Origin of the sequence: Streptomyces roseifaciens (assembly GCF_001445655.1) — a bacterium.
GTDB lineage: Bacteria > Actinomycetota > Actinomycetes > Streptomycetales > Streptomycetaceae > Streptomyces > Streptomyces aureoversilis.
The window spans coordinates 1,457,477-1,483,629 of record NZ_LNBE01000004.1; the positions used below are offsets into that span (position 1 = coordinate 1,457,477).

At 71.9% G+C, this 26,153-nt stretch carries 25 protein-coding genes; 23 read left to right on the plus strand and 2 right to left on the minus strand.

The features are described 5' to 3' along the window. Positions 1-70: 70 nt before the first annotated feature. Positions 71-784, minus strand: coding sequence for a DUF2470 domain-containing protein (locus tag AS857_RS23670; RefSeq protein ID WP_058045278.1), 714 nt, complete (start codon positions 782-784; stop codon positions 71-73). A gap of 188 nt (positions 785-972) precedes the next feature. Here AS857_RS23670 and rpsD point away from each other — a divergent pair, with 188 nt between their 5' ends. From rpsD to nusB, 15 genes are all read left to right on the plus strand, one after another. Further along, positions 973-1,587 (plus strand): 30S ribosomal protein S4, encoded by a 615-nt coding sequence (rpsD, locus tag AS857_RS23675; RefSeq protein WP_058045279.1) that lies wholly within the window; start codon positions 973-975, stop codon positions 1,585-1,587. Positions 1,588-1,793: 206 nt separating this feature from the next. Continuing rightward, positions 1,794-2,234 (plus strand): DUF948 domain-containing protein, encoded by a 441-nt coding sequence (locus tag AS857_RS23680; RefSeq protein ID WP_168091324.1) that lies wholly within the window; start codon positions 1,794-1,796, stop codon positions 2,232-2,234. A gap of 7 nt (positions 2,235-2,241) precedes the next feature. Beyond that, positions 2,242-2,571 carry a DUF6167 family protein gene (locus AS857_RS23685; RefSeq protein WP_058045281.1) on the plus strand — a complete coding sequence of 110 codons (330 nt, stop codon included), beginning with the start codon at positions 2,242-2,244 and terminating at the stop codon, positions 2,569-2,571. Further along, positions 2,571-5,240 carry an alanine--tRNA ligase gene (gene alaS / locus AS857_RS23690; RefSeq protein ID WP_058045282.1) on the plus strand — a complete coding sequence of 890 codons (2,670 nt, stop codon included), beginning with the start codon at positions 2,571-2,573 and terminating at the stop codon, positions 5,238-5,240. Before AS857_RS23685 ends, alaS begins: the two co-directional genes overlap by 1 nt. Positions 5,241-5,245: 5 nt before the next feature. Then, positions 5,246-5,710 (plus strand): Holliday junction resolvase RuvX, encoded by a 465-nt coding sequence (ruvX, locus tag AS857_RS23695; RefSeq protein WP_058045283.1) that lies wholly within the window; start codon positions 5,246-5,248, stop codon positions 5,708-5,710. Positions 5,711-5,840: 130 nt separating this feature from the next. Beyond that, the gene (gene mltG, locus AS857_RS23700) at positions 5,841-7,475 is read left to right on the plus strand and encodes an endolytic transglycosylase MltG (RefSeq protein ID WP_058045284.1); all 1,635 of its coding nucleotides are present in this window, start codon (positions 5,841-5,843) and stop codon (positions 7,473-7,475) included. Beyond that, entirely contained in the window at positions 7,472-8,311 is an 840-nt protein-coding gene (locus tag AS857_RS23705; RefSeq protein ID WP_058045285.1) for a shikimate dehydrogenase, read from the plus strand. The genes mltG and AS857_RS23705 overlap by 4 nt, the downstream gene beginning before the upstream one ends. Before the next feature lie 162 nt (positions 8,312-8,473). Further along, on the plus strand, positions 8,474-9,658 hold the full coding sequence (gene aroC, locus AS857_RS23710; RefSeq protein ID WP_058045286.1) for a chorismate synthase: 1,185 nt from the start codon (positions 8,474-8,476) through the stop codon (positions 9,656-9,658). Continuing rightward, positions 9,655-10,200, plus strand: a complete 546-nt coding sequence (locus tag AS857_RS23715; protein WP_058045287.1) for a shikimate kinase — start codon at positions 9,655-9,657, stop codon at positions 10,198-10,200. The genes aroC and AS857_RS23715 overlap by 4 nt, the downstream gene beginning before the upstream one ends. Positions 10,201-10,207: 7 nt before the next feature. Then, a complete protein-coding gene (gene aroB / locus AS857_RS23720; RefSeq protein WP_058045288.1) occupies positions 10,208-11,299 on the plus strand; it encodes a 3-dehydroquinate synthase in 1,092 nt (363 codons plus the stop codon). Beyond that, on the plus strand, positions 11,296-11,766 hold the full coding sequence (aroQ, locus tag AS857_RS23725) for a type II 3-dehydroquinate dehydratase (protein ID WP_058045289.1): 471 nt from the start codon (positions 11,296-11,298) through the stop codon (positions 11,764-11,766). The genes aroB and aroQ overlap by 4 nt, the downstream gene beginning before the upstream one ends. Positions 11,767-11,962: 196 nt before the next feature. After that, positions 11,963-12,778, plus strand: a complete 816-nt coding sequence (locus AS857_RS23730; protein ID WP_079110582.1) for an AAA family ATPase — start codon at positions 11,963-11,965, stop codon at positions 12,776-12,778. A gap of 95 nt (positions 12,779-12,873) precedes the next feature. Continuing rightward, positions 12,874-13,980 carry an aminopeptidase P family protein gene (locus AS857_RS23735; RefSeq protein ID WP_058045291.1) on the plus strand — a complete coding sequence of 369 codons (1,107 nt, stop codon included), beginning with the start codon at positions 12,874-12,876 and terminating at the stop codon, positions 13,978-13,980. 50 nt (positions 13,981-14,030) lie between these two features. Continuing rightward, a complete protein-coding gene (gene efp, locus AS857_RS23740; protein ID WP_058045292.1) occupies positions 14,031-14,597 on the plus strand; it encodes an elongation factor P in 567 nt (188 codons plus the stop codon). 2 nt (positions 14,598-14,599) lie between these two features. Then, positions 14,600-15,034, plus strand: a complete 435-nt coding sequence (nusB, locus tag AS857_RS23745; RefSeq protein ID WP_058045293.1) for a transcription antitermination factor NusB — start codon at positions 14,600-14,602, stop codon at positions 15,032-15,034. Between the two features lie 121 nt (positions 15,035-15,155). Here the strand turns inward: nusB and bldD are convergent, their stop codons facing one another. Next, a complete protein-coding gene (gene bldD, locus AS857_RS23750) occupies positions 15,156-15,656 on the minus strand; it encodes a transcriptional regulator BldD (RefSeq protein ID WP_004948690.1) in 501 nt (166 codons plus the stop codon). Between the two features lie 234 nt (positions 15,657-15,890). Between bldD and pyrR the strand changes: the two genes are divergently transcribed. The 8 genes from pyrR to pyrF all read left to right on the plus strand — a co-directional run bounded on the left by pyrR (position 15,891) and on the right by pyrF (position 25,949). Further along, positions 15,891-16,481, plus strand: a complete 591-nt coding sequence (gene pyrR / locus AS857_RS23755) for a bifunctional pyr operon transcriptional regulator/uracil phosphoribosyltransferase PyrR (protein ID WP_058045294.1) — start codon at positions 15,891-15,893, stop codon at positions 16,479-16,481. Between the two features lie 96 nt (positions 16,482-16,577). Continuing rightward, the gene (locus AS857_RS23760; RefSeq protein WP_058045295.1) at positions 16,578-17,561 is read left to right on the plus strand and encodes an aspartate carbamoyltransferase catalytic subunit; all 984 of its coding nucleotides are present in this window, start codon (positions 16,578-16,580) and stop codon (positions 17,559-17,561) included. Continuing rightward, complete coding sequence (locus AS857_RS23765) at positions 17,561-18,847, plus strand: dihydroorotase (RefSeq protein ID WP_058045296.1); 1,287 nt, start codon at positions 17,561-17,563, stop codon at positions 18,845-18,847. The genes AS857_RS23760 and AS857_RS23765 overlap by 1 nt, the downstream gene beginning before the upstream one ends. Then, the gene (locus AS857_RS23770) at positions 18,844-19,416 is read left to right on the plus strand and encodes a PH-like domain-containing protein (RefSeq protein ID WP_058045297.1); all 573 of its coding nucleotides are present in this window, start codon (positions 18,844-18,846) and stop codon (positions 19,414-19,416) included. The genes AS857_RS23765 and AS857_RS23770 overlap by 4 nt, the downstream gene beginning before the upstream one ends. Continuing rightward, a complete protein-coding gene (gene carA / locus AS857_RS23775; protein ID WP_058045298.1) occupies positions 19,413-20,555 on the plus strand; it encodes a glutamine-hydrolyzing carbamoyl-phosphate synthase small subunit in 1,143 nt (380 codons plus the stop codon). Before AS857_RS23770 ends, carA begins: the two co-directional genes overlap by 4 nt. Further along, positions 20,548-23,871: a carbamoyl-phosphate synthase large subunit gene (gene carB, locus AS857_RS23780; protein ID WP_058045299.1), complete on the plus strand. Its 3,324-nt coding sequence runs from the start codon at positions 20,548-20,550 to the stop codon at positions 23,869-23,871. Before carA ends, carB begins: the two co-directional genes overlap by 8 nt. Positions 23,872-23,967: 96 nt before the next feature. Continuing rightward, positions 23,968-25,086 carry a quinone-dependent dihydroorotate dehydrogenase gene (locus tag AS857_RS23785; protein WP_058045300.1) on the plus strand — a complete coding sequence of 373 codons (1,119 nt, stop codon included), beginning with the start codon at positions 23,968-23,970 and terminating at the stop codon, positions 25,084-25,086. Next, complete coding sequence (gene pyrF, locus AS857_RS23790) at positions 25,083-25,949, plus strand: orotidine-5'-phosphate decarboxylase (protein ID WP_058045301.1); 867 nt, start codon at positions 25,083-25,085, stop codon at positions 25,947-25,949. The genes AS857_RS23785 and pyrF overlap by 4 nt, the downstream gene beginning before the upstream one ends. The last annotated feature ends 204 nt before the right edge of the window (positions 25,950-26,153 follow it).

Sequence of the window (26,153 nt, forward strand, 5' to 3'; positions counted from 1 at the left end):
TCTCCCGCCGCAACGGCGAGACGTCGAACGTGGGTGTCCGGCGGTGCCGAACCCGCTCAGCCGACCGCCGTCAATCCGAGGCCGCCTCGAACAGCGTGTGCATCGCCCGGCGCAAGCCGCCCACGTCGCGGACCGGCTCCGGGAACTCGAAGCGCGCGTCGAAGGACCGGTCCGCCGGCGCCCCGCTGCCCGCACGGGTGAACCGGACGCGCAGCCCGAAGCGGTCCAGCGCCAGCGGCACCGCCTGGTCGCCCGCGCGGCGCACGTCCTCGGCCCGCTCGCCGAGGAGCGTGTAGAGCGCGCGCACCTGGTCGCCGTGGCCGGAATGCAGGTGTTGCAGCAGCTCGGCCTCGTGGCAGACGAGCGGGTCGGGGTGGGCCCGGGCGAATTCCTCCGGCTCCACGTCCTCCGCGCCCCACAGGTCGTCCACGCTCGCCTCGCCGACCTCCAGCCGCACCATCATGCGGCCGGGCTCGGTCACGCCGGGGACGCAGGTGACCCAGCCGGAGACCCAGGCGCGGCCGCGGATGCGGTTGGGGACGGAGACCGGGGCCACGTCGGTGAGCTCCAGGACGGCGGCCAGCTCGTCGTCCTGGGCGTGGGTCGCGGCGCGCACGGCCGGGCTGTCGGAGGGGAAGACCAGGAAGATCTCGCCGTCGGGACCGACGCTGCGCGCCTCGGGCATCAGCTGGTCGGGGCGGGTGACGGCGGCCCCGGGAATCAGCAGCACCGCGGAGCATGTACTCTGTACGAGAGTTCGTGTGCGCTCGGCTGCTGACGGCATCCGCGCGATTTCAAGTCCGCTGGGACGCGGCTGACCACGATCTGATCGGACCTCCGTCACGTCGGCGCCATCAAGAGCGTCCGTCTTCTGCGTGCTGTCCGTGATGTGACTGGTGTTCCCCGGGCGAGACATGCGATCTCCTTGAGTAAGGTAAGCCTAACCTAACCTATTTCGGAGGTCTGGAGAACGTGCCTAACCAGTCGCGTCCCAAGGTCAAGAAGTCTCGTGCGCTCGGCATTGCGCTGACCCCGAAGGCCGTCAAGTACTTCGAGGCCCGCCCCTACCCGCCGGGTGAGCACGGCCGTGGCCGCAAGCAGAACAGCGACTACAAGGTCCGTCTGCTCGAGAAGCAGCGTCTGCGCGCCCAGTACGACATCAGCGAGCGCCAGATGGTCCGCGCCTACGACCGCGCCCGCAAGGCCGAGGGCAAGACCGGCGAGGCCCTGGTGGTCGAGCTCGAGCGCCGCCTCGACGCCCTCGTCCTGCGTTCGGGCATCGCCCGCACCATCTACCAGGCCCGTCAGATGGTCGTCCACGGCCACATCGAGGTCAACGGTGGCAAGGTCGACAAGCCGTCCTTCCGCGTCGCCCCGAACGACGTCGTGATGGTCCGCGAGCGCAGCCGCAGCAAGCCGCTGTTCGAGACCGCCCGCGCCGGTGGCTTCGCCGCCGAGGGTGAGACCCCGCGCTACCTGCAGGTCAACCTGGGCGCCCTGGCCTTCCGCCTGGACCGCCTGCCCAACCGCAAGGAAGTTCCGGTCATCTGCGACGAGCAGCTCGTCGTCGAGTACTACGCCCGCTAAGACCGGACGCAAGGACTCTCCTTCCGCCCAGCCCGTCGTTCCGCAGGCCCTCGTGGCCGCGGGCCGGCGGGCTGCCGCGTTTCCGGCCCCCGGGGGCTCGCGCATCCGGTGCCGTACGGACCGGTAATGCGGTACGGGCGCGGAGGCCCGGCGCGATAAGGTCGGTATCCGAGCAGCAAAAGACAACAGCTAGGGAGCGGTGCAGCGTGTCCGGTGGAGAGGTGGCCGGGATCCTCGTGGCCGTCTTCTGGGCCATTCTGGTGTCCTTCATCGCCTTGGTGCTGGTACGGCTCGCGCAGACGCTCAAGGCGGCCACCAGACTGGTCGCCGACGTCACGGAGCAGGCCGTGCCGCTCCTCGCGGACGCCTCGGCGACGGTCCGCTCCGCGCACACCCAGCTCGCCCGCGTCGACTCGATCGCCGCGGACGTCCAGGAGGTCACGGCGAACGCCTCGGCGCTCTCCTCGACCGTCTCCTCCGCCTTCGGCGGCCCGCTGGTCAAGGTCGCCGCCTTCGGCTACGGCGTGCGGCGGGCGATGGGCCGCAAGGCCGCTCCCGAGCCGGAGCGCTCCGTCTTCGTCGGCAAGGCCGGCGGCCGCCCCCTGCCGTCCGCACGTGCCGGCCGCCGCACCCGTGGGAAGGGTTGACCCAGGAATGTTCCGCCGCACCTTCTGGTTCACGACCGGTGTAGCAGCCGGTGTCTGGGCCACCACCAAGGTCAACCGGAAGCTCGCCAAGCTCACCCCGGAGAGCCTGGCCCTGCAGGCCGCGGACCGCGCGGTCATCGCCGGGCGCAAGGTCAAGCTCTTCGCGCTGGACGTCCGCGACGGCATGGCGCACCGGGAAGCGGCGCTCAAGGACGCGCTGGGCCTCACGGCCGCGCCGCCCGCCCCCGAGCACCGCGCGCTCCCCGGTCAGCGTCACCTCGTGGCGATCGACCCGCAGCACACCAACCACTCGTACACCCGGAAAGAGGACCACTGATGGAGTCGGCTGAAATCCGCAGGCGCTGGCTGCGCTTCTTCGAGGAGCGTGGGCACACCGTCGTGCCGTCGGCGTCGCTCATCGCGGACGACCCGACCCTGCTCCTGGTCCCCGCGGGCATGGTGCCCTTCAAGCCGTACTTCCTCGGCGAGGTCAAGCCGCCCTTCACGCGCGCCACCAGCGTGCAGAAGTGCGTCCGCACGCCGGACATCGAAGAGGTCGGCAAGACCACCCGCCACGGCACGTTCTTCCAGATGTGCGGCAACTTCTCCTTCGGCGACTACTTCAAGGAAGGCGCCATCAAGCTCGCCTGGGAGCTGCTCACGGCTCCCGTGGCGGACGGCGGCTTCGGCCTGGAGCCGGAGAAGCTCTGGATCACCGTCTACCTCGAGGACGACGAGGCCGAGCGCATCTGGCGCGACGTCGTCGGCGTGCCCGCCGAGCGGATCCAGCGCCTGGGCAAGAAGGACAACTACTGGTCCATGGGCGTGCCCGGCCCGTGCGGCCCGTGCTCCGAGATCAACTACGACCGGGGCCCGGAGTTCGGCGCCGAGGGCGGCCCGGCCGTCAACGACGAGCGTTACGTGGAGATCTGGAACCTGGTCTTCATGCAGTACGAGCGCGGTGCCGGCGACGGCAAGGAGGACTTCCCGATCCTCGGGGAGCTGCCGTCGAAGAACATCGACACCGGTCTCGGCCTCGAGCGCCTCGCCATGATCCTGCAGGGCGTGCAGAACATGTACGAGACCGACACCCTGCGCGTCGTCATGGACAAGGCCACCGAGCTGACGGGCGTCCGCTACGGCGCCGCCCGGGACACCGACGTCTCGCTGCGCGTGGTCGCCGACCACATGCGCACCTCCACCATGCTCATCGGCGACGGCGTCACCCCCGGCAACGAGGGCCGCGGCTACGTCCTGCGCCGCATCATGCGCCGCGCCATCCGCAACATGCGCCTGATGGGTGCCACCGGTCCCGTCGTGGCCGAGCTCCTCGACGTCGTCGTCAAGACGATGGGGCAGCAGTACCCGGAGCTGGAGACCGACCGCAAGCGCATCGAGACCGTCGCCCTCGCCGAGGAGGCCGCCTTCCTCAAGACGCTGAAGGCCGGCACCAACATCCTCGACACCGCCGTGACGGAGACCAAGGCCGGCGGCGGCAAGGTCCTGGCCGGCGACAAGGCGTTCCTGCTCCACGACACCTGGGGCTTCCCGATCGACCTCACCCTGGAGATGGCCGCCGAGCAGGGCCTCTCCGTGGACGAGGAGGGCTTCCGCCGCCTGATGAAGGAGCAGCGGGAGCGCGCCAAGGCCGACGCCAAGGCCAAGAAGACCGGTCACGCCGACCTGTCCGCCTACCGCGAGGTCGCCGACACCGCGGGCGAGACCGAGTTCACCGGCTACACCCGCAACGAGAACGAGTCCACGATCGTCGGTCTCCTCGTCGACGGCCTGCCCTCGCCGGCCGCCACCGAGGGCGACGACGTCGAGGTCATCCTGGACCGCACCCCCTTCTACGCCGAGGGCGGCGGCCAGCTGGCCGACACCGGTCGCATCAAGCTCGACACCGGTGCGGTGATCGAGATCCGCGACGTGCAGAAGCCCGTGCCGGGCGTGCACGTCCACAAGGGCGTCGTCCAGGTCGGCGAGGTCACCGTCGGTGCCTCCGCCTACGCCGCGATCGACGTCACGCGCCGCCGGGCCATCGCCCGCGCCCACTCGGCCACCCACCTCACCCACCAGGCCCTGCGCGACGCGCTCGGCCCGACGGCCGCCCAGGCCGGCTCGGAGAACTCGCCGGGCCGCTTCCGCTTCGACTTCGGCTCGCCGGCCGCCGTGCCCGGCACCGTGCTGACCGACGTCGAGCAGCGCATCAACGAGGTCCTCTCCCGGGAGCTCGACGTGCAGGCCGAGGTGATGAGCCTGGACGAGGCCAAGAAGGCCGGCGCCATCGCCGAGTTCGGCGAGAAGTACGGCGAGCGCGTGCGCGTCGTGACCATCGGCGACTTCTCCAAGGAGCTGTGCGGCGGCACCCACGTGGGCAACACCGCCCAGCTGGGTCTGGTGAAGCTGCTGGGCGAGTCGTCCATCGGCTCCGGCGTGCGCCGTGTCGAGGCCCTCGTCGGCGTCGACGCCTACAACTTCCTGGCCAAGGAGCACACGGTCGTCGCCCAGCTCCAGGAGCTCGTCAAGGGCCGCCCGGAGGAGCTGCCGGAGAAGATCTCCGGGATGCTCGCCAAGCTCAAGGACGCCGAGAAGGAGATCGAGCGCTTCCGCGCCGAGAAGGTCCTGCAGGCCGCCGCGGGCCTGGCCGAGGGCGCCAAGGACGTGCACGGCACCGCCCTGGTCACCGGTCGCGTCCCGGACGGCACCGGCGCCGACGACCTGCGCAAGCTCGTCCTCGACGTGCGCAGCCGCATCAACGGCGGCCGCCCGGCCGTGGTCGCGCTGTTCACCGTCGCCAACGGCCGTCCGCTGACGGTCATCGCCACCAACGAGGCCGCCCGCGAGCGCGGTCTCAAGGCCGGCGACCTGGTCCGCACGGCCGCCAAGACCCTCGGCGGCGGCGGTGGCGGCAAGCCCGACGTCGCCCAGGGCGGCGGCCAGAACCCCGAGGCCGTCGACGAGGCCATGGCCGCCGTCGAGCGCCTCGTGGCCGAGGCGGCCTGATCCCCGTGCGCCGAGGAAGACGCATCTCCGTCGACGTCGGGGACGCCCGGATCGGGGTCGCCTCGTGCGACCCCGACGGGATCCTCGCCACGCCGGTGGAGACCGTGCCGGGGCGTGACATCCCCAAGGCCCACAAGCGGCTCGTGGAGATCGTCACGGAGTACGAGCCGATCGAGGTCGTCGTCGGCCTGCCCCGTTCCCTCAAAGGAGGGGAGGGGCCGGCCGCGGCCAAGGTGCGCACCTTCGCCAAGGAGATGGCGCGCCGCGTGGCGCCCGTGCCGGTGCGCCTCGTCGACGAGCGGATGACGACGGTCACGGCCACGCAGGGCCTGCGCGCTTCGGGCGTCAGCTCGAAGAAGGGCCGGTCCGTGGTCGATCAGGCGGCCGCGGTCGTCATCCTGCAGAACGCGCTGGAGACCGAGAAGGTCTCCGGCAGGCCCCCGGGCGAGACCGTCGAAGTGGTCATCTGATCGCAGTACGGTAACGTTCCGCGCTGAACATGGCAGCCGCCCGGCTGACGTCTCCGACGACGGCCGGGCGACTGGGAACCGCGCTCCTCGGAGCGCCCACCTGCTGCCGCTGCGCGGCTCTAGGGGATCGATGACTGAGTACGGCCGGGGCTCCGGCTCCCAACCGTGGCATCCTGACGACCCGCTGTACGGGGACCAGGGCTACAGCGGACAGCAGCAGCATCCGCAGCAGTCGCAGCAGCCCCAGTACGGTCACGGCCAGCAGCAGTACGGCTGGGACCCCTCGCAGGGCGGGCAGCAGCAGGGCGGTCAGCAGCAGTACGGGCAGCAGGGCGGCGGCACGTACGGCGGCGGCCAGGGCGACTACTACGGTGCGCCCGACGGCTATCAGCAGCAGCCCCAGCAGCCTCAGCATCCGCAGCACCAGCAGCCGCACGGCCAGCAGGGGCATCAGCAGCCTCAGCCGCCCCAGCAGCAGGCCCACCAGGCACAGCAGCCGCAGCACCAGGGTTACCAGCCGCAGCAGGAGTGGTCCGAGCCCGACGAGGAGAAGATCTCCCTCTTCGACGACCTGCCGCCCGCCACGGGCCGCCCCGGCGAGCGGGACGGCGAGCCCGCGGCCGAGGACGAGGACGAGGACGACGAGCCCCGCGAGGAGCGCTCCCGCGGCCGCGCCGGCCGTGGCAAGGGCAAGAAGCCCAAGAAGAACAAGCGCCGCAGCGGCACCGCCTGCCTCGTGGTCGCCGTGGTCCTGCTCGGCGCCGTGGGCGGTGGCGGCTACCTCGCCTACGACTACTGGCAGACGCACTTCGGCGCCGCGCCCGACTACGAGGGCCAGGGCAGCGGCGAGGTGCGGGTCGAGATCCCCAAGGGGGCCAGCCTCACCGTGATGGGCCAGGCCCTGGAGAAGGCCGGGGTCGTCAAGAGCGTCGGCGCCTTCACCAACGCCGCGGCCAAGAAGTCCATCCAGCCGGGCACCTACACCCTGCGCAAGGAGATGTCGGGCGCCGCGGCCGTCGAGATGATGACCAACGCGGCCAACTTCCTGACCATCGCCGAGGGCCGTCGGGCCGTCCAGGTCTACGCGGCCATCGACGAGAAGCTCGGCCTCCCCGCGGGCACCACCAAGGACGTCGCGACGAAGCAGGCGAAGAGCCTCGGGCTCCCGGAGTGGGCGAACACCGACCCGAAGATCAAGGACCCGCTGGAGGGCTTCCTCTTCCCCTCGCAGTACAGCGCCGGCAAGGGCACCAAGCCGGAGACCATCCTCAAGCAGATGGTCGCCCGGGCGAACGAGAACTACGCCAAGCAGGACCTGGAGGGCAAGGCCCGCGAGCTGGGCCTGAAGTCCCCGCTGCAGCTGATCACCGTGGCCAGCCTGGTCAACGCCGAGGGCATGACGCACGACGACTTCCGCAAGATGGCGCGGGTCATCTACAACCGTCTGAAGCCCACCAACACCGAGACGAACGGCAAGCTGGAGTTCGACTCGACGTACAACTACGTCAAGAACCAGAGCAAGCTGGACCTCAGCCCCAAGCAGCTCCGGGCCCTCGACAACCCGTACAACACCTACTTCTACAAGGGCCTGCCCCCCGGCCCCATCGGCAACCCCGGCGAACAGGCCCTCAAGGCGGCCATGGACCCGGAGCAGGGGGACTGGTACTACTTCGTCTCCATCAACGAGAAGACGACGTTCACCAAGAACCTGCAGGAGCACCAGAAGCTCGTGGACGAGTTCAACAAGAGCAGGAAGCCGCAATGAGCCGGCCGGAGGAGCGCCGCCGCGCGGCCGTACTCGGCTCCCCGATCGCCCACTCCCTCTCCCCGGTCCTGCACCGCGCCGCGTACGCGGAGCTGGGCCTGGGGGAGTGGACCTACGACCGCTTCGAGGTGGACGAGGCCGCGCTGCCGGCGTTCCTCGACGGGCTGGACGGCAGCTGGGCGGGGCTGTCCCTGACCATGCCGCTCAAGCGGGCGGTGATCCCGCTGCTCGACGAGGTCAGCGGGACGGCCGCCTCCGTCGAGGCGGTCAACACGGTCGTGTTCACCGAGGACGGCCGCCGTCTCGGTGACAACACCGACATCCCCGGCATCGCCGCGGCCCTGCGCGAGCGCGGCGTGACCGAGACCGGCTCGGCCGCCGTGCTGGGCGCCGGTGCCACCGCTTCCTCGGCCCTCGCCGCCCTCGCCGGGATCTGCACCGGCGAGGTCACCGTCTACGTCCGCAGCGAGGCCCGCGCCGCGGAGATGCGCGAGTGGGGCGAGCGGCTCGGCGTGGCCGTCCGCACCGCGGACTGGTCGCGCGCCGCCGAGGCCCTCGCCGCCCCGCTGGTCATCGCCACGACGCCGGCCGGGGCCGCCGACGCCCTCGCCGGTGCCGTCCCGGAGCGTCCCGGCGCCCTCTTCGACGTGCTCTACGAGCCCTGGCCCACCCCGCTGGCCGCGGCCTGGTCCGCGCGCGGCGGCGCGGTCCTCGGCGGCCTGGACCTGCTGGTTCACCAGGCCGTGCTCCAGGTCGAGCGGATAACCGGCTGCCCGCGGGCCCCGCTGGCCGCCATGCGCGCCGCCGGCGAGGCCGCCCTGGCCGCCCGCGGCTGACGCAATCCGGCCATCTCCTGACCAGGACCTGACTCAGTCCTTTCCACAACGCGGACCGGAGGGCGGTCCGGCCCCCGCGGCATGGGAGGATCAGGAGTGGCGGGCCGGGGCCGCGCACCCGGACGCCGCAAGATCCGAGGCGCGCGAGCAAGAGGAGTCCCGTTGAGCAGGTTGCGCTGGCTGACTGCCGGTGAGTCGCATGGTCCGGCACTCGTGGCGACGCTGGAGGGCCTGCCCGCCGGTGTCCCGATCACCACGGACATGGTGGCGGACCACCTGGCCCGCCGTCGGCTCGGCTACGGCCGCGGCGCGCGCATGAAGTTCGAGCGGGACGAGGTCACCTTCCTCGGCGGCGTGCGCCACGGTCTGACGATGGGCTCCCCGGTCGCGGTCATGGTGGGCAACACCGAGTGGCCGAAGTGGGAGAAGGTCATGGCGGCCGATCCGGTGGACCCGGAGGAGCTGGCGTCGATGGCCCGCAACGCCCCGCTGACCCGCCCCCGCCCCGGCCACGCCGACCTGGCGGGCATGCAGAAGTACGGGATCGACGAGGCGCGTCCGATCCTGGAGCGCGCCTCCGCGCGCGAGACCGCCGCCCGCGTCGCGCTCGGCGCCGTCGCCCGCTCCTACCTGAAGGAGACGGCGGGCATCGAGATCGTCTCGCACGTCATCGAGCTGGCGGCGGCCAAGGCCCCGCTCGGCGTCTACCCCACGCCCTCGGACGTCGAGAAGCTCGACGCCGACCCGGTCCGCTGCCTGGACGAGGCGGCGAGCAAGGCGATGGTCGCCGAGATCGACCAGGCCCACAAGGACGGCGACACGCTCGGCGGCGTCGTCGAGGTCCTGGCCTACGGCGTTCCCGTCGGCCTGGGCTCGCACGTGCACTGGGACCGCCGCCTGGACGCCCGCCTGGCCGCCGCCCTGATGGGCATTCAGGCGATCAAGGGCGTCGAGGTCGGCGACGGCTTCGAGCTGGCCCGGGTGCCGGGCTCGCAGGCCCACGACGAGATCGTCTCCACCGAGGACGGCATCCGCCGCACCTCCGGCCGCTCCGGCGGCACCGAGGGCGGTCTGTCCACGGGCGAGCTGCTGCGCGTCCGCGCGGCGATGAAGCCGATCGCCACCGTGCCGCGCGCCCTGCGCACGGTCGACGTGACCACCGGCGAGGCCGCCCAGGCCCACCACCAGCGCTCCGACGTCTGCGCGGTCCCGGCCGCCGGCATCGTCGCCGAGGCGATGGTCGCCCTCGTCCTGGCCGACGCCGTGGCGGAGAAGTTCGGCGGCGACAACGTCGCGGAGACCCGCCGCAACGTCCAGGGCTACCTCGAGAACCTGGCCATCAAGTGACCACGCCCGTCGTCGTGCTGGTGGGCCCGCCGGGAGCCGGCAAGTCCACCATCGGTGCCCTGCTCGCGCAGCGGCTGGGCACCGGCTACCGCGACACCGACGCCGACATCGAGAAGACCGCGGGCAAGCCCATTCCGGAGATCTTCATCGACGAGGGCGAGCCGCACTTCCGCGAGCTGGAGCGGCAGGCCGTGCGCGCCGCCGTCGCCGGGCACGCGGGCGTGCTCTCCCTCGGCGGCGGCGCGATCATGGACGACGGCACCCGCGGCCTCCTCGCGGGGCTGCCGGTGGTCTTCCTCGACGTCGAGCTGGCCGACGCCGTACGGCGCGTCGGCCTCGACGCCCCGCGCCCGCTGCTCGCGGTCAACCCGCGGCAGCGCTGGCGCGAGCTGATGGAGGCCCGCCGCCCCCTCTACACGGAGGTCGCCCGGGCCACCGTCGCCACCGGCGGCCGCACGCCGGACGAGGTCGCCGACGCGGTGCTGGCGGCCCTGGACCTGGCGCCGGCTCCGCGGGACCGAACACAGGACACCACGCAGTGAGGAACGCATGACCGACGCCCCCACCCGCATCCAGGTCGCCGGCAGCGCGGGCACCGACCCGTACGAGGTCCTGGTCGGGCGACAGCTGCTGGGCGAGCTGCCCGGCCTCATCGGCACCAAGGCCAAGCGGGTCGCCGTGCTCCACCCCGAGGCCCTCGCCGAGACGGGCGAGGCCATCCGCCAGGACCTGGCCGCGCAGGGCTACGAGGCCATCGCGATCCAGCTGCCCAACGCGGAGGAGTCCAAGACCGTCGAGGTCGCGGCCTACTGCTGGAAGGCGCTGGGCCAGACCAACTTCACCCGCACCGACGTCATCGTCGGCGTGGGCGGCGGCGCCACCACGGACCTCGCCGGCTTCGTCGCCGCCACCTGGCTGCGCGGCGTGCGCTGGATCGCCGTGCCCACCACCGTGCTGGCCATGGTCGACGCCGCCGTCGGCGGCAAGACCGGCATCAACACCGCCGAGGGCAAGAACCTCGTCGGCGCCTTCCACCCGCCGGCCGGTGTCCTGTGCGACCTGGCCGCGCTGGATTCGCTGCCGGTGAACGACTACGTCAGCGGCCTCGCCGAGATCATCAAGGCCGGCTTCATCGCCGACCCGGTCATCCTCGACCTGATCGAGGCGGACCCGGAGGCCGCCCGGACCCCCTCCGGGCCGCACACCGCCGAGCTGATCGAGCGCTCGATCCGGGTCAAGGCGGAGGTCGTCTCCGGCGACCTCAAGGAGTCCGGCCGGCGCGAGATCCTCAACTACGGCCACACCCTCGCCCACGCCATCGAGAAGAACGAGCGCTACAACTGGCGCCACGGCGCGGCCGTCGCCGTGGGCATGGTCTTCGCCGCCGAGCTCGGCCGCATCGCCGGCCGCCTCGACGACGCGACGGCCGACCGCCACAAGGCGATCCTCACGTCTGTGGGCCTTCCGGTCACCTACCGCGGCGACCAGTGGCCCAAGCTGGTGGAGACCATGAAGGTCGACAAGAAGTCCCGCGGCGACCTGCTGCGCTTCATCGTCCTGGACGGCCTCGCCAAGCCCACGGTCCTGGAGGGCCCCGACCCGGCGATGCTGCTGGCCGCACACGCGGAGATCGCCGCGTGAGCGGGGCACGAGAGGGAGCCGCGCGCCGGGTCCTCGTGCTGAACGGCCCCAATCTCGGCCGCCTCGGCTCCCGCGAGCCCGACGTCTACGGCTCGACGTCCTACAAGGGCCTGGTCGAGGAGTGCACCCGGCTCGGCGGCGAGCTCGGCTTCGCAGTCGAGGTGCGCGAGACCAACGACGAGGGCGAGCTGGTCCGCTGGCTGCACGAGGCCGCCGACGGGTCGGTCCCCGTCGTGATCAACCCCGGTGCGTTCACGCACTATTCGTACGCCATGCGCGACGCGGCGGCCCAGCGCACCGCGCCGCTCATCGAGGTGCACATCTCCAACCCGTACGCCCGCGAGGAGTTCCGTCACACCTCCGTGATCGCGGCCGTCGCCAGCGGCACGGTCGCGGGCTTCGGCATCGGCTCCTACCGGCTCGCGCTGCGGGCCCTGGCCGAGGAACTCCCGGCCGCGGCCGGCTGACGCCCCGGCCGGCTTCCGGCTCAGTTCCCGGTTGATTCCGCCCACTTCGGGCACTTCCCGCCTTCCCCGGCCGTTCACCCCAGGACGGCCGGGGCAAGGGGGGCGGGCCCGGTACTCTCCGGTACTCTCCCCTCCTGGCCGGCCTCGCGGCCCTTCACCACGCGCCAGTCGCCCGCACGAGACGGAGTGCCACCGGATGCAGCACGCAGTGGGAGCGCCGCTGCCACCGCCCCCTGGGCAGGGGCCGGACAGCCGGCTCGGCGGCCACCCGACGATGGGGTCCCATCCCGTACCGCCGGTCCCCGCCGCCCCGCCCGCCGCGGGGCCACCGCCCGCCTGGCCCGCCTCGCCGCCCCCGCAGGCGCCGCCACAGCCGCCGCCCGCCGATGCCACGGGCCACCTCATGCTTCCGCAGGGCGCCCCCGTGCCCGCCGCGCAGCCCGTCGATCCCGCCCACGCCGCCGTCGCCGTGCTCCTCATCGGCCCGGCCGGCGCCGGTAAGACCACCGTGGCCCGGTACTGGGCGGACACCCGCCGCGTGCCCACCGCCCACATCAGCCTCGACGACGTCCGCGAGTGGGTGCGCTCCGGCTTCGCCGACCCGCAGTCCGGCTGGAACGACCACTCCGAGGCGCAGTACCGCCTCGCTCGCCGCACCTGCGGCTTCGCCGCGCGCAACTTCCTCGCCAACGGCATCTCCTGCATCCTCGACGACGCCGTCTTCCCCGACCGGCCCGCCGTCGGCCTGGGCGGCTGGAAGCGCCACGTGGGCCCCGGCCTGCTGCCCGTCGTCCTGCTCCCGGGCCTGGAGGTCGTCCTGGAGCGCAACGCCGAGCGCACGGGCAACCGCCGCCTCGGCGACGAGGAGGTCGCCCGCATCCACGGCCGGATGGCCGGCTGGTACGGCTCGGGCCTGCCCATCATCGACAACTCCCAGCAGGACGTCACCACCACCGCCCGCCTCCTCGACGAGGTCGTCGCCCGCTCGCTGGCCAGTCCGGCCGGCTGCTGACGGGCCCGGCGCCCGGTTCCGCGGGCGCGGGCGCCGCTGCCCGGTCGGACGCGCTGGGACGGCCGCCCGCGGAGCCCGGCCGTACGCTCGGAGACATGTCCGAGGTGTACGCGGCACGCCGCGCCCGGCTGCGCGAGCGCTGTCACGCGGCCGGGAGCGAGGCCGCCCTGGTCTCCGGGAACGCCAACGTCCGCTATCTGGCCGGCACCGCCCCGGCCGGGGCGGCGCTGCTCGTGTGCCCCGGCCAGGACGTCCTCCTGTGCCCCTGCGACCCCTGCGGCACCCCCACCGTCACCCGCCCTGCGGAGGACCTGCGCGTCGTCGTGCTGGACGGGGCCGACGGCGACCCGGCCGTCGCCGGCGCCGAGCGGGCCGTGGCCGCCGGGGCCGGCTCGCTGGCCGTGGAGGAGCACCACCTGACGGTCTCCCGCCACCGCGCCCTGCAGTCCGTCGCGCCCCGGCTGCGCCTGACGGACCTGGGCCCCGCCGTGGAGCAGCAGCGGCTCGTCAAGGACGACGAGGAGATCTCCTCCCTGCGCATCGCCGCGGAGATCGCCGACCAGGCCCTGGGGGAGCTCCTGGAGTCGATCCTGGTCGGGCGCACCGAGCGGCACCTCGCGCTGGAGCTGGAGCGGCGGCTGGTCGACCACGGCGCCACGGGCCCGGCCTTCCCCACCTCCGTCGGCACCGGGCCGAACTCGGGGCTGGCCGGGCACCTGCCGAGCGACCGCCGCGTGGAGGAGGGCGACTTCCTGAGCGTGTGCGTCGGCGCGGACTACCGCGGCTACCGCAGCGAGATCGGGCGGACCTTCGTGATCGGCACCAGTCCGGCGGACTGGCAGATCGAGCTCTACGACCAGGTGTTCGCCGCCCAGCGGGCCGGCCGGGAGGCGCTCGCGCCGGGCACGCCCTGCCGGGATGTGGACCGCGCCGCACGGGTGGTGCTGGAGGCCGCGGGCCACGGTGATCGCGTCGGACCGCGGATCGGACACGGCGTGGGGCTCGAAAACGACGAGGACCCTCGGCTGACACCTTCGGCAATGGGTAAACTGGACGCTTGCGTGCCGGTCACCGTAGATCCCGGGGTACACCTCCCGGGCCGCGGCGGCGTCCGGATCGATGACACGCTCGTCGTCCGCCCCGAGGCGGACGGCGGACCCGAGCTACTCACCATCACGACCAAAGAGCTGCTCGCGCTCTAGCCGGGCGCACCGCACTTTCTGGTTCCACCAGTCCAGGAGATACCGCAACCGTGGCATCCACGAACGACCTCAAGAACGGCATGGTGCTCAAGCTCGACGGGGGCCAGCTCTGGTCCGTCGTCGAGTTCCAGCACGTCAAGCCCGGCAAGGGCCCCGCCTTCGTCCGTACGAAGCTGAAGAACGTGCTCTCCGGCAAGGTCGTCGACAAGACCTTCAACGCCGGCGTGAAGGTCGAGACGGCCACCGTCGACCGCCGCGACATGCAGTTCTCGTACATGGACGGCGAGTACTTCGTGTTCATGGACATGAAGGACTACGACCAGCTGATGATCGACCGGAAGGCCGTCGGCGACGCCGCGAACTTCCTGATCGAGGGCTTCGAGGCCACCGTCGCCACGCACGAGGGCGAGGTGCTCTACGTCGAGCTGCCGGCCGCCGTCGAGCTGGTCATCGAGCACACCGACCCGGGCGTCCAGGGCGACCGCTCCACCGGTGGCACCAAGCCCGCCAAGCTGGAGACGGGCTACGAGATCCAGGTCCCGCTCTTCGTCACCACCGGCGAGAAGATCAAGGTCGACACGCGCACCGGCGATTACCTCGGCCGGGTGAACAGCTAACCGTGGCTGCCCGCAGCAAGGCCCGTAAGCGCGCCTTCCAGATCCTCTTCGAGGCCGACCAGCGCGGCATCACCGTGCAGAACGTCCTCGCGGACTGGATCCGGCACTCGCGGTCCGACGACCGTCAGCCGCCGGTCACCGAGTACACGATGCAGCTGGTCGAGGGGTACGCCGAGCACGTCGCCCGGATCGACGAGCTGATCGCGACCTACGCGGTCGACTGGGACCTGGACCGCATGCCGGTCGCGGACCGGAACATCGTGCGGCTCGGTGCCTACGAGCTGATCTGGGAGGACGGCACCCCGGACGCGGTGGCGATCGACGAGGCGGTGCAGCTCGCCAAGGAGTTCTCCACCGACGAGTCGCCGTCCTTCGTCAACGGTCTGCTCGCCCGCTTCAAGGAGCTCAAGCCGGGTCTCCGGCGCGACGAGAAGTAAGCGGTCCGGCTCCTGCGAGCCGGGCCCGCCGCCCAAAAGACGAACCGCCTGGGGCGGGAAACCGGAGGTTTCCCGCCCCAGGCGGTTTTGTCGTGGTCGGTTGTTATGACCGGACCGGCCGTCAGGCGTCCTCGTGCTGGACCGCGCGGCGCGCATCCGCATCGAGCACGCCCCAGCTGATCAGCTGCTCGGTGAGCACCGAGGGCGACTGGTCGTAGATGACGGCGAGGGTCCGCAGGTCGTCCTGGCGGATCGAGAGGACCTTGCCGTTGTAGTCGCCGCGCTGGCTCTGGATGGTCGCCGCGTAACGCTGGAGCGGGCCCGCCTTCTCGGCCGGCACGTGGGCCAGGCGCTCAAGGTCCAGGACCAGCTTCGGCGGCGGCTCGGCAGCGCCACCGGGCGTGGTGCCGGGCAGCAGTTCCTGCACGGGAACCCCGTAGAAGTCGGCCAGCTCGGCCAGGCGCTGCACGGTCACGGCACGGTCGCCGCGCTCGTACGAACCCACTACGACGGCCTTCCAGCGGCCCTGGGACTTCTCCTCCACGCCGTGAAGGGAGAGGCCCTGCTGGGTGCGGATGGCGCGGAGCTTGGCCCCGAGCTGTTTGGCGTATTCGCTGGACATAAAGCTCCCCGGACGCTATATCGACGTGCGACGGCGTCTTCTGCGACTGCCGCGTGTCTGGTAACTCACTGTGAGGTTACGCAGCGTAATCTGACTTCGTCAAGCCGAATGGTCCACACCGTCCTCCAGTAGGGGTGACGGGGAGCATCCGATGGCGGGCCTGGTACGGTGAGGGAGTAATTCCGACGTCCTTTAATGTCCGTCCCGTGAGGCGGAGAAGGAGGTCCGTTTCGTATGGACGCCATTCCCGAGGCGAGCCCCATGGGCTCCGCCCCCCGTCCCGTGCTCGAAGCACCGGACATCGCACGGGTCCTGACCCGTATCGCCCACGAGATCGTCGAGCGCGCCAAGGGCGCTGACGACGTGGTGCTCCTCGGCATTCCGACGCGCGGCGTCTTCCTCGCCCGCCGGCTGGCCGCCAAGCTCGAAGAGATCACCGGCAGCGCGACCCGCGTCGGCTCCCTCGACATCACCATGTACCGCGACGACCTGCGGCTGCGCCCGGCGCGCGCCCTGGCGCGCACCGAGATCCCCGGCGAGGGCATCGACGGCCGCCTGGTGGTCCTCGTGGACGACGTGCTCTTCTCCGGCCGTACGATCCGCGCCGCGCTGGACGCCCTGAACGACATCGGGCGCCCGCGCGCCGTCCAGCTCGCGGTCCTCGTCGACCGCGGCCACCGCGAACTTCCCATCCGTGCCGACTACGTCGGCAAGAACCTCCCGACGTCGCTGCGGGAGACGGTCAAGGTCCAGCTCACCGAGGAGGACGGGCGCGACAGCGTCCTGCTCGGCGTGCGCGCGGCCACCCCTGCCGACGCGCAGTAGCGAGCTCCCCTCCCGGACCAGGCCGCTGCGAGGCCGTGACTCGTCCTCGCACGCCCGTCCGCGTACCCGCACACCTCCTACACACGGAGCATCCGGATGAAGCGCCACCTCATCTCGGCCGCCGACCTCACCCGCGACGACGCCGTCCTGATCCTCGACACCGCCGAGGAGATGGCCCGGGTCGCCGACCGGCCGATCAAGAAACTGCCCACCCTGCGCGGCCGCACCGTCGTCAACCTCTTCTTCGAGGACTCGACGCGCACCCGCATCTCCTTCGAGGCCGCCGCCAAGCGGCTCTCCGCCGACGTCATCAACTTCTCCGCCAAGGGCTCCTCGGTCTCCAAGGGCGAGTCCCTCAAGGACACCGCCCTGACCCTGGAGGCGATGGGCGCCGACGCCGTCGTCATCCGCCACCACGCCTCCGGCGCCCCCTACCGGCTGGCGAACTCGGGCTGGATCGACGGTGCCGTCGTCAACGCCGGCGACGGCACCCACGAGCACCCCACCCAGGCCCTGCTGGACGCCTTCACCGTGCGCCGCCGCCTGGTCGGCCGGGACGCGGGGATCGGGCAGGACCTCGCCGGGCGCCGGATCACGATCGTCGGCGACGTGCTGCACAGCCGCGTCGCCCGCTCCAACGTCCACCTGCTGACCACCCTCGGCGCCGAGGTCACCCTCGTCGCGCCGCCCACGCTGGTGCCGGTCGGCGTCGAGAGCTGGCCCTGCGAGGTCTCCTACGACCTCGACGCCGTGCTGCCGAAGTCCGACGCCGTGATGATGCTGCGCGTCCAGCGCGAGCGGATGAACGCCGCCTTCTTCCCGACCGAGCGCGAGTACGCCCGCCGCTACGGCCTGGACGGCGACCGCATGGCGAAGATGCCCGAGCACGCCGTCGTGATGCACCCCGGCCCGATGAACCGCGGCATGGAGATCACCGCCGAGGTCGCCGACTCCGACCGCTGCACCGCCGTCGAGCAGGTCGCCAACGGCGTCAGCACCCGGATGGCCGTCCTCTACCTGCTGCTCGGCGGCTCCGAGCCCGCCGTCACCACCACCGCCCGCACCGAGGAGAACAAGTAATGACCAAGATCCTGATCCGCGGTGCGAAGGTCCTCGGCGGTGAGTCCCAGGACGTCCTGATCGACGGCGAGACCATCGCCGAGGTGGGCACCGGCCTGAGCGCCGAGGGCGCCCAGGTGATCGAGGCCGACGGCAAGATCCTGCTGCCCGGCCTGGTCGACCTCCACACCCACCTGCGCGAGCCCGGCCGCGAGGACTCCGAGACGGTCCTGACCGGCACCCGGGCCGCGGCGAGCGGTGGCTACACGGCCGTCTTCGCCATGGCCAACACCTTCCCCGTCGCCGACACCGCCGGCGTCGTCGAGCAGGTCTGGCGCCTGGGCAAGGAGTCCGGCTACTGCGACGTGCAGCCCATCGGCGCCGTCACCGTCGGCCTGGAGGGCAAGCAGCTCTCCGAGCTGGGCGCCATGCACGACTCGGCCGCCGGCGTCACCGTCTTCTCCGACGACGGCAAGTGCGTCGACGACGCCGTGATCATGCGCCGTGCGCTGGAGTACGTGAAGGCCTTCGGCGGCGTCATCGCCCAGCACGCGCAGGAGCCCCGCCTCACCGAGGGCGCCCAGATGAACGAGGGCGTCGTCTCCGCCGAGCTCGGCCTGGGCGGCTGGCCGGCCGTCGCCGAGGAGTCGGTCATCGCCCGTGACGTCCTCCTCGCCGAGCACGTCGGCTCCCGGGTGCACATCTGCCACCTGTCCACGGCCGGCTCGGTCGAGATCGTCCGCTGGGCCAAGTCGCGCGGCATCGACGTCACGGCCGAGGTCACCCCGCACCACCTGCTCCTCACCGACGAGCTGGTGCGGTCGTACAACCCGGTCTACAAGGTGAACCCGCCGCTGCGCACCGAGCGCGACGTTATGGCGCTGCGCGAGGCCCTGGCCGACGGCACGATCGACATCGTCGCCACCGACCACGCCCCGCACCCGCACGAGGACAAGGACTGCGAGTGGGCCGCGGCCGCCATGGGCATGGTGGGCCTGGAGACCGCGCTGTCCGTCGTCCAGCACACGATGGTCGAGACCGGGATGCTGGACTGGGCCGGCGTCGCCGAGCGCATGTCCTTCAAGCCCGCCCGCATCGGCAGCCTCGCCGGGCACGGCCGCCCGATCGCCGCCGGTGAGCCCGCCAACCTCACCCTGGTCGATTCCGCTTACCGTGGTGTCGTGGACCCCGCGGGCTTCGCCTCCCGCAGCCGCAACACCCCCTACGAGGGCCGCGAGCTGCCGGGTCGCGTCACCCACACCTTCCTGCGGGGCCGGGCAACGGTCGTGGACGGGAATCTGGCGTGACACCTTTGATCAATCTGGCGGCGGACGAGCAGAAGTCGCAGGCGGTCACCGACTGGGCCGCACGCATCGGCTGGGTCGTGGGACTGCTGCTCTTCATCGCGCTCGTCTACTGGCTGATGCGCGAGGGCTGGAAGTGGCGCGGCGCGCTCCAGGGCGACCTGCCCGAGCTGCCCGCCGTCCCCGCCGACGCGGGTGAGCCCACGCTCACCATGGAGGGCCGCTACCACGGCTCCACCACGGCCGGCCAGTGGCTCGACCGCATCGTCGCGCACGGCCTCGGCACCCGCAGCCGGGCCGTGCTCACCCTGACGGAGCAGGGCGTCACCGCGGTGCGCCCCGGCGCCCAGGACTTCTTCATCCCCGCGGACCGGGTGCGCGGCGCCCGGCTCGACAAGGGCATCGCCGGCAAGGTCCTCACCGAGGGCGGCCTGCTGGTGATCACCTGGGTGCACGGGGACCGGGAGATCGATTCCGGTTTCCGCTCCGACCAGGCGGCCGAGCACGCCGCGTGGGTCGAGGCCCTCACCCACCTGCACCACATGAACAGCGACACGGAAGGCGCACGATGACGACCTCCACTAGGGGGACCGCCAAGGTTCCCGCCGTACTCGTCCTGGAGGACGGCCGGATCTTCCGCGGCCGGGCCTACGGGGCCGTGGGGGAGACCTTCGGCGAGGCCGTGTTCTCCACCGGCATGACCGGTTACCAGGAGACCCTGACCGACCCCTCGTACCACCGCCAGGTGGTCGTGATGACGGCCCCGCACGTCGGCAACACCGGCGTCAACGACGAGGACCCCGAGTCGGCGCGCATCTGGGTCGCCGGCTACGTGGTGCGCGACCCCGCCCGCGTCCCGTCGAACTGGCGCTCGCGCCGCTCCCTGGACGAGGAGCTGGCCAAGCAGGGCGTCGTCGGCATCTGCGGCATCGACACCCGCGCCCTCACCCGCCACCTGCGCGAGCGCGGCGCCATGCGCGTCGGCATCTTCTCCGGGCACTCCCTGCCCGACGAGGGCACGATGCTCGCCGAGGTGCGCCAGGCCCCCGAGATGCAGGGTGCCGACCTCTCCGCCGAGGTCGCCACCAAGGAGACCTACGTGGTCCCCGCGATCGGTGAGAAGAAGTTCACCGTCGCCGCGGTCGACCTGGGCATCAAGGGCATGACCCCGCACCGGATGGCCGAGCGCGGCATCGAGGTGCACGTGCTGCCTGCCACGGCCACCGCCGAGGACGTCTACGCCGTGAACCCCGACGGCGTGTTCTTCTCCAACGGCCCGGGCGACCCGGCCACCGCCGACCACCCCGTCGCCGTCATGCGCGAGGTCCTCTCCCGCAGGACGCCGCTGTTCGGCATCTGCTTCGGCAACCAGATCCTCGGCCGCGCGCTCGGCTTCGGCACGTACAAGCTGAAGTACGGCCACCGCGGCATCAACCAGCCCGTGCAGGACCGTACGACCGGCAAGGTCGAGGTCACCGCGCACAACCACGGCTTCGCCGTCGACGCCCCGCTCGACCGGGCGACCGACACGCCGTACGGCCGGGTGGAGGTCTCCCACGTGTGTCTGAACGACAACGTGGTGGAAGGCCTCCAGCTGCTCGACCAGCCGGCATTCAGCGTCCAGTACCACCCCGAGGCAGCTGCAGGACCGCACGACGCCGCGTACCTGTTCGACCGCTTCGTCTCCCTGATGGAGGGCCAGCGTGCCTAAGCGCACCGACATCCAGTCCGTTCTGGTCATCGGCTCCGGCCCGATCGTCATCGGCCAGGCCGCGGAGTTCGACTACTCCGGCACCCAGGCCTGCCGCGTGCTGAAGTCCGAGGGCCTGCGGGTCGTCCTCGTCAACTCCAACCCGGCCACGATCATGACCGACCCGGAGATCGCCGACGCCACCTACGTCGAGCCGATCACCCCCGAGTTCGTCGAGAAGATCATCGCCAAGGAGCGCCCCGACGCCCTCCTGCCCACCCTCGGCGGCCAGACCGCGCTCAACACCGCGATCTCCATGCACGAGAACGGCGTGCTGCAGAAGTACGGCGTGGAGCTGATCGGCGCCAACGTCGAGGCCATCCACAAGGGCGAGGACCGCGACCTGTTCAAGGGCGTCGTCGAGGCCGTCCACGCCAAGATCGGCCACGGCGAGTCCGCCCGCTCGGTCATCTGCCACACCATGGACGAGGTCATCGCGGGCGTCGAGGAGCTCGGCGGCTACCCCGTCGTCGTCCGCCCCTCCTTCACCATGGGCGGCGCCGGCTCCGGCTTCGCGCACGACGAGGACGAGCTGCGCCGCATCGCCGGCCAGGGCCTCACGCTCTCCCCGACCACCGAGGTGCTCCTGGAGGAGTCCATCCTCGGCTGGAAGGAGTACGAGCTGGAGCTGATGCGCGACCGGAACGACAACGTCGTGGTCGTCTGCTCCATCGAGAACTTCGACCCGATGGGCGTGCACACCGGCGACTCCATCACCGTCGCCCCGGCGATGACGCTGACCGACCGCGAGTACCAGATCCTGCGGGACGTCGGCATCGCGATCATCCGCGAGGTCGGCGTCGACACCGGCGGCTGCAACATCCAGTTCGCCGTCAACCCCGACGACGGCCGGGTCATCGTCATCGAGATGAACCCGCGCGTCTCGCGCTCCTCCGCGCTCGCCTCCAAGGCCACCGGCTTCCCGATCGCGAAGATCGCCGCCCGGCTCGCCGTCGGCTACACGCTGGACGAGATCCCCAACGACATCACCGAGAAGACCCCGGCGTCCTTCGAGCCCACGCTCGACTACGTCGTGGTCAAGGCGCCCCGCTTCGCGTTCGAGAAGTTCCCGGCCGCCGACGCCACCCTCACCACCACCATGAAGTCGGTGGGCGAGGCCATGGCCATCGGCCGCAACTTCACCGAGGCGCTGCAGAAGGCCCTGCGCTCGCTGGAGAAGAAGGGCTCGCAGTTCGACTTCGTCTCGGCGCCCGGTGCCGCCGGAGGTGAAAGCGCAGCGGAGCTGCTGGCCAAGGCCGTCGTCCCCACGGACGGCCGCATCAACACGGTCATGGCGGCCATCCGCGCCGGGGCCACCCCCGAGGAGGTCTTCGACGCCACGAAGATCGACCCGTGGTTCGTCGACCAGCTCTTCCTGATCAAGGAGATCGCGGACGAGCTGGCCGCCGCCGAGAAGCTGGAGCCCGAGCTGCTGGCCGAGGCCAAGCGGCACGGCTTCTCCGACGCCCAGATCGGCGCGATCCGCGGCCTGCGCGAGGACGTCGTCCGCGAGGTCCGCCACGCCCTCGGCGTCCGCCCGGTCTACAAGACGGTCGACACCTGCGCCGCCGAGTTCGCGGCGAAGACCCCGTACTTCTACTCCTCCTACGACGAGGAGTCCGAGGTCGCGCCCCGCGAGAAGCCCGCGGTGATCATCCTGGGCTCGGGCCCGAACCGCATCGGCCAGGGCATCGAGTTCGACTACTCCTGCGTCCACGCCTCCTTCGCGCTCAGCGACGCCGGCTACGAGACCGTGATGGTCAACTGCAACCCCGAGACCGTCTCCACCGACTACGACACCTCCGACCGGCTCTACTTCGAGCCGCTCACCCTGGAGGACGTCCTGGAGATCGTCCATGCCGAGCAGGAGGCCGGCCCCGTCGCGGGCGTCGTCGTCCAGCTCGGCGGCCAGACCCCGCTGGGCCTGGCGCAGGCGCTCAAGGACAACGGCGTGCCGATCGTCGGCACCTCGCCCGAGGCCATCGACCTCGCCGAGGAGCGCGGCGCCTTCGGCCGCGTGCTGACCGAGGCCGGCCTGCCCGCCCCCAAGTACGGCACCGCCTTCTCCTTCGACGAGGCCAAGGGCATCGCCGCCGAGATCGGCTACCCGGTCATGGTCCGCCCGTCCTACGTGCTCGGCGGCCGCGGCATGGAGATCGTCTACGACGAGCCCTCCCTCGGCGAGTACCTGGAGCGCCACGCGGGCCTGATCTCCGAGCACCCGGTCCTCATCGACCGCTTCCTCGACGACGCCATCGAGATCGACGTCGACGCGCTCTACGACGGCCACGAGCTCTACCTCGGCGGCGTCATGGAGCACATCGAGGAGGCCGGCATCCACTCCGGCGACTCCGCCTGCGCCCTGCCCCCGATCACCCTCGGCGGCTACGACATCAAGCGCCTGCGGGCCTCCACCGAGGCCATCGCCAAGGGCGTCGGCGTGCGCGGCCTGATCAACATCCAGTTCGCCATGGCCGGGGACATCCTCTACGTCCTGGAGGCCAACCCGCGCGCCTCCCGCACGGTCCCCTTCACCTCGAAGGCGACCGCCGTGCCGCTGGCCAAGGCCGCCGCCCGCATCTCGCTGGGCGCGACCGTCGCCGAGCTGCGCGCCGAGGGCATGCTGCCCAAGGAGGGCGACGGCGGCACGCTGCCGCTGGACGCGCCGATCTCCGTCAAGGAGGCCGTGATGCCGTGGTCGCGCTTCCGCGACGCCTCCGGCCGCGGCGTGGACACCGTCCTCGGCCCGGAGATGCGCTCGACGGGCGAGGTCATGGGCATCGACACCGTCTTCGGCACCGCCTACGCCAAGTCGCAGGCCGGGGCCTACGGCGCGCTGCCCACCAAGGGACGCGCGTTCGTGTCGGTCGCCAACCGGGACAAGCGCTCGATGATCTTCCCGGCCCGTGAGCTGGTCGCCCACGGCTTCGAGCTGCTGGCCACCTCCGGCACCGCCGAGGTCCTCAAGCGCAACGGCATCAACGCCACCGTCGTGCGCAAGCAGAGCGAGGGCGAGGGCCCGAACGGCGAGAAGACGATCGTCCAGCTCATCCACGACGGTGAGGTCGACCTGATCGTCAACACCCCGTACGGCACCGGCGGCCGCCTCGACGGCTACGAGATCCGCACCGCCGCGGTCGCCCGCGCGGTCCCGTGCCTGACCACGGTCCAGGCCCTCGCGGCCGCCGTCCAGGGCATCGAGGCGCTCACCCGCGGCGATGTGGGCGTGCGCTCCCTGCAGGAGCACGCGGAGCACCTGACCGCCGCCCGCGCCTGACCCCGTGCCGCCCACCCGCCCCTTGCCCGGGGCGGGTGGGCGGTCCCTTGGCACCTCCCTCTCGCCCGTCCCGCTCGCGGAAGGCCCGGCACCACCATGTACTCCCTCTTCTTCCGACTGATCTTCCAGCGGATGGACCCCGAGAAGGCCCACCACCTCGCCTTCGCCTGGATCCGCGCCGCGGCCCGCGTGCCGGTCCTGCGCACCTTCGTCGCGGCCGTCCTCGCCCCCCGCCACAAGGAGCTGCGCACCGAGGCGCTCGGCCTGCGCATGCACGGCCCCTTCGGGCTCGCCGCCGGCTTCGACAAGAACGCCTCCGCCATCGACGGCATGAGCATGCTCGGCTTCGACCACATCGAGGTCGGCACCGTCACCGCCCAGCCGCAGCCCGGCAACCCCAAGAAGCGTCTCTTCCGCCTCGTGGCGGACCGCGCGCTCGTCAACCGCATGGGCTTCAACAACGACGGCTCGGCGGCCGTGGCGGAGCGCCTGGCGGCCCGCAAGGCAGTCTTCCGGACCACGGTGGGCGTCAACATCGGCAAGACGAAGATCGTGCCGGAGGCCGAGGCCGTCGCCGACTACGTCACCTCCACCGAGCGCCTGGCCGCCCACGCGGACTACCTCGTCGTCAACGTCTCCTCGCCCAACACGCCCGGGCTGCGCAACCTGCAGGCCACCGAGGCGCTGCGGCCGCTGCTGACCGCCGTGCGCGAGGCCGCCGACCGCACGGTCACCTCGCGCCGCGTCCCGCTGCTGGTGAAGATCGCCCCCGACCTGGCCGACGAGGACGTCGACGCCGTCGCCGACCTGGCCGTCGAGCTGGGCCTGGACGGCATCATCGCCACCAACACCACGATCGCCCGCGACGGCCTGGGCCTGCGGACGCCGAAGCGCACCGTCGAGGCCATCGGGGCCGGCGGCCTGTCCGGCGCCCCCCTCAAGGCCCGCTCGCTGGAGGTCCTGAGCCGCCTGTACGCCCGCGTGGGCGACCGGATCACCCTGGTGGGCGTCGGGGGCATCGAGACCGCCGACGACGTCTGGGAGCGCATCCTGGCGGGCGCCACGCTCGTCCAGGGCTACAGCGCCTTCATCTACGAGGGCCCGTTCTGGTGCCGCAAGATCCACCAGGGCCTGGCCGAGAAGCTCGCGGCCGGCCCGTACGCCACCCTCGCCGAGGCGGTCGGCGCCGAGACCCGGAAGAAGGCAGCCGCATGACCCTCGAACCCTTCGGCGCGCGCCTGCGCCGCGCCATGGACGAGCGCGGCCCGCTCTGCGTCGGCATCGACCCGCACGCCTCCCTGCTCGCCGACTGGGGCCTGAGCGACGACATCGACGGCCTGGAGCGCTTCACCCGCACCGTGGTGGAAGCGCTCGCCGACCGCGTCGCCGTGCTCAAGCCGCAGTCCGCCTTCTTCGAGCGCTTCGGCTCGCGCGGCATCGCCGTCCTGGAGCAGGCCGTCGCCGACTCCCGCGAGGCCGGCGCGCTGGTCCTGATGGACGCCAAGCGCGGCGACATCGGCTCCACCATGGCCGCCTACGCCGCCACCTACCTAGACCCCGCCTCGCCGCTCTTCTCCGACGCCGTGACGGTCAGCCCCTACCTCGGCTACGGCTCGCTGCGGCCCGCGCTGGACCTGGCGCGCGAGACCGGCACCGGCGTGTTCGTCCTGGCCCTCACCTCGAACCCGGAGGGCGCCGAGGTGCAGCACGCCGTACGGGCGGACGGGGCGAGCGTGGCCGCGACCATGCTGGACCACCTGCGGGCGGAGAACGCGGACGCCGCGCCCATGGGCTCGTACGGCGCGGTCGTCGGGGCCACCCTGGGCGGCTCGCTCGGCGCGGCGCGCGCGGAGCTGGACATCAACGGCCCGCTGCTGGCCCCCGGCATCGGCGCCCAGGGGGCGACCGCGGCCGACCTGCCCAAGGTCTTCGGCGCGGCCGTGCGCGACGTGGTGCCGAACGTCAGCCGGGGCGTGCTCCGGCACGGACCGGACGCGGCGGCGCTGCGGGCGAGCGCCGAGCGGTTCGCGGCCGAGGTCCGGGAGGCCGTGAGCGCCGCGGATCCGGCGGCCGGCTAGCCGCCGGGGGTCCGCCGCGCGAGGGGCCTGCCACAGAAGCGTCAAAATTGTTGGTCCATATGTCCGGAAAAGTCCTGGTCGAGCGAGTCTGACCAGGACTTTTCGCTTGTTCTCGCTGACTGGAGCGGAATCGGCCGCTAGTCTCCGACGAGAGCGAACGTGCAAGCGCGTTGCTCGTTGCTCCGCAGGTGTGGGCCGACTAGG